Source organism: Hoyosella subflava DQS3-9A1 (assembly GCF_000214175.1).
In the GTDB taxonomy this organism is placed as follows: domain Bacteria; phylum Actinomycetota; class Actinomycetes; order Mycobacteriales; family Mycobacteriaceae; genus Hoyosella; species Hoyosella subflava.
This window is the reverse complement of the sequence record NC_015564.1, coordinates 4,483,925-4,496,701: the sequence shown is the minus strand read 5'-3', so window position 1 is coordinate 4,496,701 and position 12,777 is coordinate 4,483,925. Positions and strand designations below refer to the sequence as shown.

Below are 12,777 nucleotides of genomic sequence, written 5' to 3'. Positions count from 1 at the left end.
GGTCGTGTTATTTCTACTGACCCTGGAGAGCGCGGAATTTCATCGCGGCTAGGAAGCGAGTGCCGCTTTAGCCATGTTGCGCAGTAGCTCTCGTGTGCGTGCCGCCGGTGCCCGGGCACTGTGCGGGGTGGAGTTGATGAGCCCGAATACCGCGTGGGCTTTGGTGCGCGCACTTACCGCGTCAAGATCCGGGTTGAGATCCATGAGGACCTGCACCCAGCGTTCCACGTAGCGCCGCTGCATCATTCGGACTTGATGTTGGGCCTCACGCGGCAAGCTGTGCAGGTCGCGGTCCTGGACCCGGATGAGGTCGGACTGGTTGATCGCGAAGTCCAGGTGGAATTCGATCAGGCCCGCGAGGGCGGCTTCTGCATCAGACGCGTTGTCAGCCACCTCGGTTCCCCCGTAAAGGAGGTGATCGCTGACGCCCGTCAACAGTTCAACGAGGAGGGCTTCCTTGTTGGGAAAATGGCGGTAGATCGCCGGGCCGCTGATGCCGACCTCAGCACCGATGTCCTCGAGTCGCACACCGTTGTAGCCACGTTCAGCGATGAGTTTGGCGGCTGCGGAGAGAAGCTGCTTCCGGCGGTCCGCCTTCATTTGGCTGCGGCGGGTAGGCGCTGCGTCCTGCGCGGTTGCGCGCGCGTCCATCCTGATCACCTCGCTTCCGGAAACCCTCGGCACCTTTTGGTGAATAAAGATTAACCGATGTTCGGTCGCACCTGCAGCTTCAGCGCAGCTGCAGGTGCGCTCCGCGCTGTTCAAGGATATTTTCGAGAAAGCAGGATTCGACTGCCGGACAGGGGACGCGATGCGCGGGGTACTGACATGGCTTGCGGCCGAACCTGAAACCGGGGTCGAATTCGCCCTCGCGACTGTCGTCTCGGCGTCAGGCTCCGTCCCGTTGCCGGTGGGCAGTTCGATGGCCGTGACGAGGCAGGGGCATGTCTTCGGCGGCGTGTCGGGTGGCTGCATCGACGCCGATGTCTATGCGCGGGCTGAGGAGGTGCTCGCTACGGGAATTGCACAGCTCACCACCTACAGCCCCTCGGTCGACGTCGGGAATATCGCGCTGACCTGCGGAGGCGAAATTCAGGTACTTGTGGAGCGTGTCTGTGGTGAGCAGCTGCGTCTCTTTAAGAAAGCGAGTGCAGCAGTCCTGGCGGACAAGGCGGTCTGCAGCGCAGTGATAACCCGCAGCGACGATCCAGGCCGTGTGGGGCTACGACAGTGGCTAATCGACGGCGAGGCCTGCGGGGGTACCTCTGAACTGCTCGGTGTCGTGGTGTCAGCGAGTTCTGCTGCCGAATCCGTGGGACTTTGGGATGCTGTGGGCTCGGAGGCTTTCGCGACAGTCCTTCCCCCGCGACCGCGAATGCTGATTTTCGGGATGTCCCCGTTCGTCGCGGCGATGTGCGAGATGGGAAGGATGCTTGGCTACACGGTCAGTGTGTGCGATCCCAGGGGAGCCTTCATGGAGCGCGCACGGTTCTCCGCAGCGAATGAGATCCTGATCGAGGAGCCCGCCACGTACTTGCGGAACCAGTTGGCCGCAGGACGTGTGGATGAGCGGACGGTGATACTTGCGATGACCCACTCGGGCCGGTTTGACACCGCGGTCATTGCTGACGCGCTGCGCGGCGAGTGCTCCCCAGCATTCATCGGGGCGCTTGGATCCGCTGCCACGGCACGAGAACGTAAACAGGCGTTGAAAGAACTCGGAATACCGCCCGACCGCGTCGACCGCGTTTCGATGCCGGTCGGACTTCCGCTTGGTGGTCGTACGCCGCGGGAGGTTGCAGTCGCTATTGCAGCGGAGTTAATTGCGGCAACGAGGGGGAAGCGCGGTGCACAGCCAGCAATGCGGGTTGAGGCTGAGAATTGATTAACGCGTACGTTTAGTGAATTGCTCCCAAAGTTCGGATGTGAAATAAAGACAGCACGAAAGGGCTGGACAGTTGTCCAGCCCTTTCTGCCGTTCGAATTAGATTCAGGCTGGTGCCTGAGCGTCTAATTAGGAACCGAAGTTCGCGCCGCCGCCGAGGTTGAGGCCGAGGAGATCGCCAACGTTCAGTCCGCCGTCGACGCCGCCGCCAAGACCGAGGCCGCCCAGGTCGAAGCCGCCGCCTGCGCCGAGGTCGAGGTTGAACTCAGGGAACTCGGGACCCTGGAACTCGAAGTTGAAACCGCCACCGCCCTGTGCAGCGAGGAAGGCTTCCCAGTCAGCCTGAGCCTGTGCCCAGAAGCGGTCCCATTCGGCCTGGAAATCGAAGTTGGCCTGTCCGCCACCGCCGCCGGTGCCACCCTGGCCGCCGAAGTTCGCCTCGAGCCACAGCTGCCACTCGCGCTCGACCCATGCCGCGAAGTCAGCACCGGCGTTGCCCTCAACATTGAAGTCAATGCCGGGGAAAGCGAGATCGAGGTTCAGGTCACCCATGCCGCCTCCGCCGCCAAGGCCGAAGAATGCACCGAGGTCGGCGCCGGCGCCGAGGTCGAGGCTGCCAGCTCCGAGATTGAGGTCGCCCCCAATGTTTCCGCTAGGCTGTGCCGCGGCGGTGCCAGCGAATGGAATCATCAGCGCAGCAGAAGCTACGGATGCGATTGCGATTTTGTGGAGACGTCCCACGATGATCCTCCTAAGAATGAAGCGAGATCAGTTGTCTGCAGTGTGTCACATTTTTCTTAGCGGGGAGGTCGGTCTCCACGCGGCGCACACCGGCAACTGGGATATCGGCGGTTGAACGACGAATGTTACAGCTTCTATTAAGTAGTACTTATTCAACGTTCAGGTGTGGATAAGTGACGCATTGTGACGGGTTTGTGATAGCCCCTGAGCCATTCTGGACGCCCGTTGTTTCAGGGTGTAATAAACAATGGCCAATCTGCGCAACTAGGAGAAAACGGTCGTCTGCCAGCGGATTTGAGTCATGCGAACGGCCGACGCCGACGCGGGGGCGCGAGTACAGGGCCGGCGTCGGCCCCGAAGCGGGGGCGCGGCATTTCAGCCAGGTGTTATGTGCGTCACACCATGGTCGCGCGGACGGCGGGTTGCTCTGTGATCTAGACAACGGCTCGCCCGGGCGCTACTCTCGAACTCAGTTATTCATCATTAACTCAGTTCGGAGAGTGGAGATGGCCTTCGACCGGGCAGCCAACCGTGCAGAACACCAGCGGATCGTCGCTGAGCTGCGTGACAAACTTGCTCAAACCGCGCTCGGCGGCAGCGAGCGGGCCAGGGAAAAACACGTGGCCCGCGGAAAGCTTCTTCCGCGGGAGCGCGTGAATCGGCTGCTCGACCACGGCAGTCCATTCCTGGAGCTAGCGCCACTCGCGGCCAACGGGATGTACAACGACGAAGCCCCCGGCGCTGGAGTTATCGGCGGCATAGGCAGGGTCGCTGGACGTGAATGCGTGGTTCTCGCCAACGATGCGACGGTCAAAGGTGGCACGTACTACCCGATCAGCGTGAAGAAGCACCTGCGTGCGCAGGAAGTGGCGCTGCAGAACCACCTGCCCTGCATTTACCTCGTTGACTCTGGCGGCGCCTTCCTGCCGGAACAGGATGAGGTGTTCCCCGACCGGGAGCATTTCGGTCGCATCTTCTACAACCAGGCGAACATGAGCGCGCGCGGCATTCCACAGATTGCCGCTGTCATGGGCTCGTGCACGGCTGGTGGCGCCTACGTGCCAGCTATGAGTGATGAGGCGGTCATCGTCCGGAATCAGGGAACCATCTTTCTTGGCGGTCCGCCGCTCGTAAAAGCCGCGACGGGAGAAGTTGTTTCCGCGGAAGATCTCGGCGGCGGTGATCTGCATTCGAAAGTTTCTGGTGTGACCGATCACCTTGCGGAGGATGATCAAGATGCACTCAGGATCGTCCGCAACATCGTCTCGACTTTTGGCCCTCGCAGTGAGCCGCCGTGGGACGTCAAGCTCCCGTCAGGGCCAGAACGTGACCAGACGGAACTGTACGGCCTAGTCCCAACCGACCCGCGTATCCCGTACGACGTCCGGGACGTCATCGAACGGGTCGTTGACGGCGGTAAGCACCAGGAGTTCAAGGCGGAGTACGGCAAGACTCTCGTCACGACTTTTGCGCGAATCCACGGCCACCCGGTGGGCATTATCGCGAACAACGGAGTGCTCTTCAGCGAGTCAGCACTGAAAGGTGCGCACTTCATCGAGCTGTGCGACAAGCGGAAGATCCCACTTTTGTTCCTGCAGAACATCACGGGCTTCATGGTGGGCCGTGATTACGAGGCCGGTGGCATCGCGAAGAACGGCGCGAAGATGGTGACAGCAGTCGCGTGCGCGCGGGTCCCGAAGCTCACCGTCGTCATCGGTGGTTCGTACGGTGCGGGCAACTACTCGATGTGTGGGCGCGCCTACTCGCCCCGATTCCTGTGGATGTGGCCCAACGCGCGGATCTCCGTGATGGGTGGGGAACAGGCGTCGTCTGTCCTCGCGACCGTCAGGCGCGACCAACTCGAAGCTCAGGGCAAAGAGTGGACCGCAGAAGATGAGGAAGCGTTCAAAGCCCCGGTCCGGGACCAGTATGAACGCCAGGGCAATCCGTATTACTCGACTGCACGGCTGTGGGACGATGGCATCATCGATCCCGCAGACACCCGCACGGTTCTAGGTCTCGCTCTCAGCGCCTGCGCCAACGCGCCGCTTGAACCGGTCTCGTACGGCGTCTTCCGCATGTAGTCACTGATAGGGCGGCGCCGGCGGGTATCCGAACGGTGGCGGCTGGTGTTCGCGAAGAAACTTGCGGCGCTTCGCCCAGACAATGGCCGCGGTGATGCCCGCGCCCGCAATCCCCGCGAAAACCGCGCCGATTGCGGCGAACACCAATCCAACGAAACCGAAGACCGAACTATGTGGTCCGACGGCGTAAACAAGTGGAGCATCACCGGACTGGCACGTTACGTCGAATCGGCCCGGGCGGACCGGCTCCTCAGAGCGCAGTGCGACGAACCAGGTAGTGCTCCCAACGGATATTTCTTCACTGCCGCCTGGTCGCCTGAGTGGTACCTGCGTGCCGCGGTTATTCAGCACTGTGCAATCGACTGAGGAAACCGGCCGGTTTGTGAAAACCGTGAGTCCCTCGCGGTCGAGGTCCGCCGTGAGAGAGGTCCCTGCTCGTGCCTCGGCGACCGGGGCGGGAAAAGTGTCGATGATCCGCCATACGAAAATACCGGCCAGAGCGAGACTAGCGATCAGGATCGCTAGCGCGAGCAAGTACCACGATCGCGCTGGTTTCACGTCCGGATGCATGGACGAATTTTGCCATTGTCTGCACCACTTCGCGGGCTTAACGTTCACGTGGCGGTGAGTCGTCCCCATTCAGCGGCCAGCCTGACTGCGTGAGTCCACCGAATGACCTCGCCGTCGCGGGTATCTGGCTTCATATGCGGCCGCCACTCGGCGGCCTTCTTCCAGTTGCGCCGCAACACAGCTTTGTCGGCCCAGTATCCGGCAGCAAGACCAGCGCTGTAGGCGGCGCCGAGCGCGACAGTTTCCGCCATCATGGGACGGACGACAGGGACGTTCGTGAGGTCGGCGACCATCTGCATCAAGAGGTTGTTGGCTGTCATACCGCCATCGACCGCGAGGTAGCGTGCCTGTGCGAGCGTCCCGGCGTCACGCGCATCACTGTTCATCGCCTCCACAAGGTCACGAGTCTGGAACGCGGTGGCTTGCAAGACAGCCCGGGCAAGGTGCTCGCGCGTTACATAGGACGTTAGTCCGACCACGATTCCTTGCGCGGTGGTGACCCAGTGGGGTGCAAGGAGGCCAGAGAATGAGGGGACGACATAGCATCCCCCGCAGTCCTTAACCTGGGAGGCGAGAGTTTCGATCTCAGCTGAAGAGCGGATCGCGCCGATGTGATCCCGGAACCAGTCGACGAGCGCCCCCGCGGCGGGATTGGCGCCTTCGAGGGCGTACACAGGCGGCTCGCCCTCGACTGTGTAAGCAACGGTGCTGATGAGTCCGCGGCGCGAGCGCACGAGATCCGCGCCGGTATTGAGGAGCAGAAAACTGCCAGTTCCAAACGTGCATTTCGCTTCCCCTGCACGAAGTGCTGTCTGTCCGATCAGTGCTGCCTGCTGGTCGCCGATGACACTGCAGACGCGGATGCCTGGTACCGGGTCGACGGTGACACCGACGGTGCCGAGCGATGGACGGATCTCAGGCAGTACCGACTGCGGGATGCCAAAGACGCCGAGCAGGACGGGATCCCACTCGAGCGTCTCGAGATTCATCAACATCGTGCGGCTCGCATTCGTAGCATCAGTCATGTGGATGCCACCGTTCGGCCCGCCTGTGAGGTTCCATACAAGCCAGCTGTCCATTGTGCCGAACAGGACGTCACCAGCCAGGACGCGCTCATGAAGGCGGGGGTCCGATTCGAGGAGCCACTTCAAGCGAGGTCCCGAAAAGTAGTTGGAAAGCGGCGCCCCTGCGCGATGCATGATGTCCGGAAGGTCGACGTGCGACGATAGATCCGAGATCAGTCCCGAGGTCCGGGTGTCCTGCCATACGATCGCACGATGCAGTGGCGTGCCGGTGGTGCGGTCCCACAGCACAGTGGTTTCGCGCTGGTTTGCAATACCGAGCGCTGCAATCTGCCTGGCGCTGATCTTCGCCTTTCGCAGCGCCTCAGGAATGATCCGTCTGGTCACAGCCCAGATCTCAGCCGCATCATGTTCGACCCATCCAGGCTGAGGGAAGTGCTGGTGGTGTTCGTGCTGCGCGACAGACACCATCCTCCCGTGGCGATCGAAAACGATGCACCGCGTTGATGTGGTGCCCTGGTCGAGAGCTGCGATGTAGTGCTCGGTCATAGCGACCGTCCGTGGCCGAAGTCGTGAGAGATGCTGTGGGCAGCACGTGTGACCTGCTCGATCAGTTCGGGCCGTGGCGCTCCTCGGTTTGTGCAAATGTCGTCAAGTGGCCCCTCGATGCCAATAGCAGCGATCACAGCGCCCCCTTCGTCGCGCATGGGCGCAGCAATTGCCGCCGCATCAGGAGCCAGTTCCTGAATTGCTGCCGCCCAGCCCAGGTCGCGCACCTGGGCGAGTTCCCGTGCGAGGGCAGTGCGGTCCGTGATGGTCCGGAATGCGATGGCAGGTAGAGGCTTCACCCCCAGGCTCCGGGAGGCACGAACATCATGAGCGAGAAGGACCTTTCCCAGCGCGGTCGCGTGCAGGGGCAGTGTCGCCCCGGTGGTGCTGGTTTGCGGGGCCGAATCAGTACGGAATACGTGATGGACGATCAGGAGGTGGCCACCTCTGAATGCCGCGAGGCGGGTCGTCTGACCGGTACGCGCGGCCAGTGCGTCAGCCCAGTTCATGGAGCGGGAACGGATCTCGTTCACATCCCAGAGGACGGATTCTGGCGTTAGTGGGTCGGGCGCCAGCCGATACTTCCCTGACTCCGGGTGTTGTTCGACAAAACCGACGTGAATGAGCGTTTTCAGTAGTCCGTGCGCTGTTGCTTTCGCGATGCCGAGCGCGCCGCAGATCTGGTTGAGGCCTAGCGGTTCCCGCTCAGCGGCGAGCAAGCGCAGCAACGCCGCGGCGCGTTCAACAGACTGCACCAACCCTGGCATGTATTGAAGGCTACAAGACGAAGGTGTATGTCATTACCGTCACGCGTTCGGCATTGTCGAATGAAAGACCATTCGACAATGCCGAACGGTTGTAGTTTTCGTGGTCGGCCTCGCGCTCTACATTCCAAAGACCAATTGAGACACACATCACATCGGAATGGGGAAGCGTGGCGAACTACGTCGGTGCCGTTGACCAGGGCACCACCAGCACAAGGTTCATGGTGTTCGATCACGATGGCAATGAAATCGTGCGCCACCAGCTCGAGCACGAGCAGATCATGCCGCAGCCGGGCTGGGTAGAACACAATCCGGTTGAGATTTGGGAGCGGACGTCGTCCGTACTCCAGACGGCGCTGGGGAGAGCAGGTCTTTGCTACAGCGACCTAGCGGCGCTCGGTATCACCAATCAGCGGGAAACCACCGTCGTCTGGAACCGCACAACCGGCCGACCCTACTACAACGCGATCGTGTGGCAAGACACGCGCACCGACCGCATCGCCTCGGCCCTGGAACGTGCGGGCAAAGGTGCCGTCATACGGCGCAAAGCGGGCCTGCCGCCCGCCACATACTTTGCGGGCGGCAAAGTCCAATGGATTCTCGACAATGTCGACGGGGTGCGGGCGGACGCGGACCGCGGCGATGCCCTCTTCGGCACGATTGACACCTGGCTGCTGTGGAACCTCACAGGCGGACCGAACGGCGGGATCCACGTCACCGACGTGACGAACGCGAGCCGCACCATGCTGATGAATCTCGAAACTCTGGACTGGGACGATGAACTGTTGTCGTTCTTTGGGATTCCCCGTGCGATGCTGCCTGAGATAAAGCCGTCATCTGTATCCGAGGGTTACGGGCACACCACCGAGAGTGGGCCGCTCGGCGGCCGTGTGCCGCTGACTGCCGCGCTGGGTGACCAGCATGCGGCCATGGTCGGGCAGGTGTGTTTCGCGCCCGGAGAAGCGAAGAATACCTACGGCACCGGCAATTTCCTGCTCCTCAACACAGGCACCGAACTCGTGCATTCGGACAACGGTTTGCTGACGACTGTGTGTTACCAGTTCGGTGAGGAGGCGCCGCGATACGCGCTCGAGGGATCTATCGCGGTGACGGGCTCGGCGGTGCAATGGCTGCGGGACCAACTCGGCATCATCCAGGGTGCCGCGCAGAGCGAATCGCTCGCTCGTGAGGTGCCTGACAATGGCGGCGTCTATTTCGTGCCCGCCTTCTCCGGGCTGTTCGCTCCCTACTGGCGCTCCGATGCGCGCGGCGCGATCGTTGGGCTCTCCCGGTTCAACAGCAACGCACACATCGCCCGTGCCACCCTCGAATCGATCTGCTATCAGAGCCGCGATGTCGCTGACGCGATGGCGAAGGACTCGGGGGTGCAACTCGAGGTGCTCAAGGTCGACGGCGGGGTCACCGCAAACTCGCTCTGCATGCAGATCCAGGCAGATGTGCTCGGTGTTCCGGTGAGCCGCCCCGTCGTCGCGGAGACAACCGCCCTAGGTGCCGCCTATGCTGCCGGACTCGCGGTCGGGTTCTGGAAAGACACCGATGAGTTGCGCCAGAACTGGAACGAGCACAACCGCTGGGAGCCCCAGTGGAACGACGAGCAACGAGCTGTCGGCTATCGGCGCTGGCAGAAAGCCGTCGAGCGGACCTTCAACTGGGTTGACGTGGCGTGAGCACCGATCACGATCTCACCGTCCCCACCACAGAAAAGAGAAGTACGATGCTTGCTCCAGTTGCACTGAGTCCCGAGAATCGCACCCAGGCACTCAGCGCCATGGCCGAAGGTGAGCTCGACATCCTCGTCATCGGTGCCGGTGTCGTTGGCGCCGGCGCAGCTCTCGATGCCGCATCACGCGGCCTCCGTGTCGGGCTTGTTGAAGCCCGCGACTACGCATCCGGCACCTCGAGCCGCTCCTCGAAACTCGTGCATGGCGGCCTGCGCTACCTCAAGCAGCTCGAGTTCCCCTTGGTCTTCGAGGCCCTCCGTGAACGGGCCCTCATCCTGCACACACTCGCACCGCACCTGGCACGACCCGTACCGTTCTTGTTCCCGCTGCAGCGCACCGGTTTCGACCGTCTCTGGGCCGGGGCAGGAATCGGTGTCTACGACCTGCTCGGTGCAGGAAAAGGAGTGCCCGGGCATCACCGTCACCTTGGAAAGAAGAAGACGCTCAAACTATTCCGCGGCGGGAAGGAAGGCGCGATCAAGGGTGGCGTCCTCTTCTATGAAGGACAGTTGGACGACGCCCGGCACACTATGATGCTCTCGCGAACCGCAGCGTCATACGGCGCGCTCTGCGCGAACAGCACTCGGGTGGTGGGGTTCTTGCGCGACGGAGGCAAGGTCGTTGGTGCTCAGGTCTGCGACCTCGAAACCGGCAACCTGATCGATGTCCGAGCCCGTCAAGTCGTCAACGCCGCAGGTGCCTGGACAGACGAAATTCAGAACATGCTCGGGGGCAAAGGCAAGCTCAAGGTGCATGCGTCGAAGGGTGTGCACATCGTGGTGCCCCGCGACCGCATTCCTTCCGGCGTCGGGCTCATCACAGAGACCGAGAAGAGCTTGCTTTTCATCATCCCCTGTCCATGGAGCGACGATTTCTGGATTATCGGCACCACTGACACCACATGGAACCTGGACCTCGCGCACCCAGCCGCGAGCAGCAAGGACATCGACTACATTCTCCGCGAGGTCAACTCGCTGCTGAAGCGTCCTCTGAGTCGCGACGACATCGTCGGAGTGTTCGCCGGGCTGCGACCTTTGCTCGCTGGTGAGTCAGACGACAGCAGCACTCTCTCGCGTGAGCACGCGGTCGTGAGCCCATCGCCGGGGCTCACGATTGTGGCGGGCGGGAAATACACCACTTATCGCGTGATGGCCAAGGATGCCATCGACGCTGCCACAAGAGATTTCGCCACGCCCGTCGAACCGTCACGCACAGAGTTGGTGCCGCTCGTAGGTGCCGAAAACTATGAGCAAATGTGGGCTGCCCGCGCCAGACTCGCGGCGTCGGCAGGCATCACGGTCGAGCGGATGGAACATCTCCTTCGGCGATACGGTTCCGCGGTCACCGAAATCCTCGGACTCATAGCGGAGAACCCGGAACTGGCGCACCCGCTTCCTGGCGGTGAGCGTTACCTCAACGCCGAGATTGTGTACGCGGTCGCCTTCGAGGGAGCGCTTCACCTCGATGACATTCTCGCTCGACGAACACGCCTCTCTATTGAAACGGCTGACCGCGGCAAGGCTGCTGCTGAGTTCGCAGCGAAACTCATAGCCTCCCAGCTTGGCTGGGATCAGGTGGCCGTCAAGCGGGAAGTCGAACACTACACGGCGCGTGTCGACGCTGAAATCGAGTCGCAGCGCCAGCCAGATGACCACACCGCAGACGCCGCTCGGCTGGGTGCTCCAGACGTTCGCGTAAGCGTCGCGACAACAGAGTAGAGGGCGAATTCAATGGACTCCCTGACGATTCCGCAGATTCTCATCTTCGAGGCACTGGGAACAGGACTTCTCGTCCTCCTCGGCACCGGTGTCGTTGCGACGGTGGTGCTGAAACATTCCAAGGGTGCGGGTGGCGGCTGGCTCCTCATCAACCTCGGTTGGGCGATGGCCGTGTTCGCGGGCGCATCGGTGGCGTGGAAGTCGGGCGCGCACATCAACCCGGCTGTGACCTTCGGGCTTGCGGTGTCCGGTCGTACAAACTGGGACCTGGTCCCGTTTTACGTTTGCGCGCAGCTAGTGGGCGCGTTCATCGGCGCAGCATTGTGCTGGCTCGCGTTCAAGAAGAACTTCGATGTCGAGCCGGAACCAGGCAAGACGCTAGGAATCTTCTCGACTGGCCCCGCGGTCCGTAGCTACGGATGGAACACGGTCACCGAAATGATCGGGACATTCGTGCTCGTGCTGTGGATTCTGCTCGCCGCATCGGACCCAGCCGGTAACAGCCTCGGATATGCCGCAGTGGCTTTCGTGGTGCTCGGGCTCGGCGCGAGTCTGGGTGGGCCCACAGGTTACGCGATCAACCCGGCTCGTGATCTGGGACCGCGGCTCGCCTATGCCTTGCTGCCGATCCGCGGAAAAAGCGGAGCGGACTGGGCCTACTCGTGGGTGCCCATCGCCGGGCCAATCGCTGGCAGTTTCCTGGCAGGAATGCTCTACGTTGGGATCGCTGGATACCTCGTCTAACCGCGTACGGAATGCGGCAGGGTGAGATCATAGGCGGTAACTGCAGCCGAGCAAGGAGACGCAATGCCCGAGGAGCGGAAGATCGCAGCATGGCTGACAGATATGGACGGGGTGCTGGTCCATGAAGAGCGGGCGATACCTGGCGCGAACGAATTCATCGGGGCCCTCCGCGATACCGGTACACCTTTCCTGATCCTGACAAACAACTCCATCTACACCCCCCGGGACCTGCGGGCCCGCCTCGCGAATTCGGGTCTCGATGTTGAAGAGAAGTCGATCTGGACCTCCGCGCTTGCCACCGCAACGTTCCTCAGTGATCAAGTCCCGAACGGCAGCGCATTCGCGGTGGGAGAAGCAGGGCTGACGACCGCTCTGTACGAAGCGGGCTACACGATGACAGACCGCGACCCCGAATACGTGGTGCTCGGCGAGACACGGACGTACTCGTTCGAGGCAATAACCAAGGCCATCCGGCTCATCAAAGGCGGGGCAAGGTTCATCTGCACCAACCCCGACACCACGGGGCCGAGCGCGGAAGGGCCGCTCCCCGCGACCGGGGCGGTTGCCGCCCTAATCACCGCCGCGACAGGACGTGATCCCTACTTCGTTGGCAAGCCTAACCCGATGATGTTCCGGTCCGCGCTCAACCGGATTGGTGCGCACTCGGAGCACACAGCGATGGTCGGAGACCGCATGGACACCGACATCATTGCCGGGATGGAAGCGGGACTGACCACTTTCTTGGTGCTGACCGGTTCAACCTCACGCGAGGAGGTTGACAAGTTTCCGTTCCGGCCGAGTGTGGTCGTCGACTCGGTCGCCGACCTTGTTGGACGGGTATGAAAGCCTCACCCCGCGATAGTTCCGTGCAGCCGCGGTAGGCAATGCTAGCGCGGCTGCATGTAACTATCGCGCCTGGTCGCGCTGCTTTCGCAGTGGTGGAGGCGCAGCTTGTGCG

The 12,777-nt window shown here is 62.1% G+C and carries 11 protein-coding genes; 6 read left to right on the top strand and 5 right to left on the bottom strand.

Annotated features, from left to right (window positions below; all coding sequences use genetic code 11):
- Positions 1-48 precede the first annotated feature (48 nt).
- Positions 49-651, bottom strand: coding sequence for an SACE_7040 family transcriptional regulator (locus AS9A_RS20865; RefSeq protein WP_013809146.1), 603 nt, complete (start codon positions 649-651; stop codon positions 49-51).
- A 94-nt stretch (positions 652-745) separates the two neighbouring features.
- On the opposite strand from AS9A_RS20865, the gene AS9A_RS22955 reads away from it, so the two are divergent.
- Positions 746-1,885: an XdhC family protein gene (locus AS9A_RS22955; protein WP_013809145.1), complete on the top strand. Its 1,140-nt coding sequence runs from the start codon at positions 746-748 to the stop codon at positions 1,883-1,885.
- A 129-nt stretch (positions 1,886-2,014) separates the two neighbouring features.
- On the opposite strand, the gene AS9A_RS20855 is transcribed toward AS9A_RS22955, so the two are convergent.
- On the bottom strand, positions 2,015-2,626 hold the full coding sequence (locus AS9A_RS20855) for a hypothetical protein (RefSeq protein WP_013809144.1): 612 nt from the start codon (positions 2,624-2,626) through the stop codon (positions 2,015-2,017).
- Positions 2,627-3,132: 506 nt separating this feature from the next.
- Here AS9A_RS20855 and AS9A_RS20850 point away from each other — a divergent pair.
- Positions 3,133-4,710, top strand: a complete 1,578-nt coding sequence (locus AS9A_RS20850; protein ID WP_013809142.1) for a carboxyl transferase domain-containing protein — start codon at positions 3,133-3,135, stop codon at positions 4,708-4,710.
- Here AS9A_RS20850 and AS9A_RS20845 read toward each other — a convergent pair whose 3' ends face one another.
- The 3 genes from AS9A_RS20845 to AS9A_RS20835 are packed head-to-tail and all read right to left on the bottom strand — an operon-like array spanning position 4,711 to position 7,618.
- A complete protein-coding gene (locus AS9A_RS20845; protein WP_013809141.1) occupies positions 4,711-5,280 on the bottom strand; it encodes a hypothetical protein in 570 nt (189 codons plus the stop codon).
- Between the two features lie 44 nt (positions 5,281-5,324).
- Positions 5,325-6,851: a glycerol kinase GlpK gene (gene glpK, locus AS9A_RS20840; protein ID WP_013809140.1), complete on the bottom strand. Its 1,527-nt coding sequence runs from the start codon at positions 6,849-6,851 to the stop codon at positions 5,325-5,327.
- The gene (locus tag AS9A_RS20835; RefSeq protein WP_013809139.1) at positions 6,848-7,618 is read right to left on the bottom strand and encodes an IclR family transcriptional regulator; all 771 of its coding nucleotides are present in this window, start codon (positions 7,616-7,618) and stop codon (positions 6,848-6,850) included. Before AS9A_RS20835 ends, glpK (AS9A_RS20840) begins: the two co-directional genes overlap by 4 nt.
- Before the next feature lie 167 nt (positions 7,619-7,785).
- Between AS9A_RS20835 and glpK (AS9A_RS20830) the strand changes: the two genes are divergently transcribed.
- The 4 genes from glpK (AS9A_RS20830) to AS9A_RS20815 all read left to right on the top strand — a co-directional run bounded on the left by glpK (AS9A_RS20830) (position 7,786) and on the right by AS9A_RS20815 (position 12,662).
- Positions 7,786-9,303, top strand: a complete 1,518-nt coding sequence (glpK, locus tag AS9A_RS20830) for a glycerol kinase GlpK (RefSeq protein WP_013809138.1) — start codon at positions 7,786-7,788, stop codon at positions 9,301-9,303.
- A gap of 47 nt (positions 9,304-9,350) precedes the next feature.
- Positions 9,351-11,075 (top strand): glycerol-3-phosphate dehydrogenase/oxidase, encoded by a 1,725-nt coding sequence (locus tag AS9A_RS20825; protein ID WP_041452328.1) that lies wholly within the window; start codon positions 9,351-9,353, stop codon positions 11,073-11,075.
- Positions 11,076-11,096: 21 nt separating this feature from the next.
- Positions 11,097-11,819: an MIP/aquaporin family protein gene (locus AS9A_RS20820; protein WP_148262647.1), complete on the top strand. Its 723-nt coding sequence runs from the start codon at positions 11,097-11,099 to the stop codon at positions 11,817-11,819.
- A 63-nt stretch (positions 11,820-11,882) separates the two neighbouring features.
- Positions 11,883-12,662, top strand: a complete 780-nt coding sequence (locus AS9A_RS20815; RefSeq protein ID WP_013809135.1) for an HAD-IIA family hydrolase — start codon at positions 11,883-11,885, stop codon at positions 12,660-12,662.
- The last annotated feature ends 115 nt before the right edge of the window (positions 12,663-12,777 follow it).

What these genes read in the sequence shown, in the direction of transcription:
- glpK (WP_013809140.1), bottom strand. Translation starts at nt 6,851, where the DNA reads ATGACCGAGCACTACATCGCAGCTCTCGACCAGGGCACCACATCAACG.
- AS9A_RS20835 (WP_013809139.1), bottom strand. Translation starts at nt 7,618, where the DNA reads ATGCCAGGGTTGGTGCAGTCTGTTGAACGCGCCGCGGCGTTGCTGCGC.
- AS9A_RS20845 (WP_013809141.1), bottom strand. Translation starts at nt 5,280, where the DNA reads ATGCATCCGGACGTGAAACCAGCGCGATCGTGGTACTTGCTCGCGCTA.
- AS9A_RS20825 (WP_041452328.1), top strand. Translation starts at nt 9,351, where the DNA reads ATGCTTGCTCCAGTTGCACTGAGTCCCGAGAATCGCACCCAGGCACTC.
- AS9A_RS20815 (WP_013809135.1), top strand. Translation starts at nt 11,883, where the DNA reads ATGCCCGAGGAGCGGAAGATCGCAGCATGGCTGACAGATATGGACGGG.
- AS9A_RS20850 (WP_013809142.1), top strand. Translation starts at nt 3,133, where the DNA reads ATGGCCTTCGACCGGGCAGCCAACCGTGCAGAACACCAGCGGATCGTC.
- AS9A_RS20865 (WP_013809146.1), bottom strand. Translation starts at nt 651, where the DNA reads ATGGACGCGCGCGCAACCGCGCAGGACGCAGCGCCTACCCGCCGCAGC.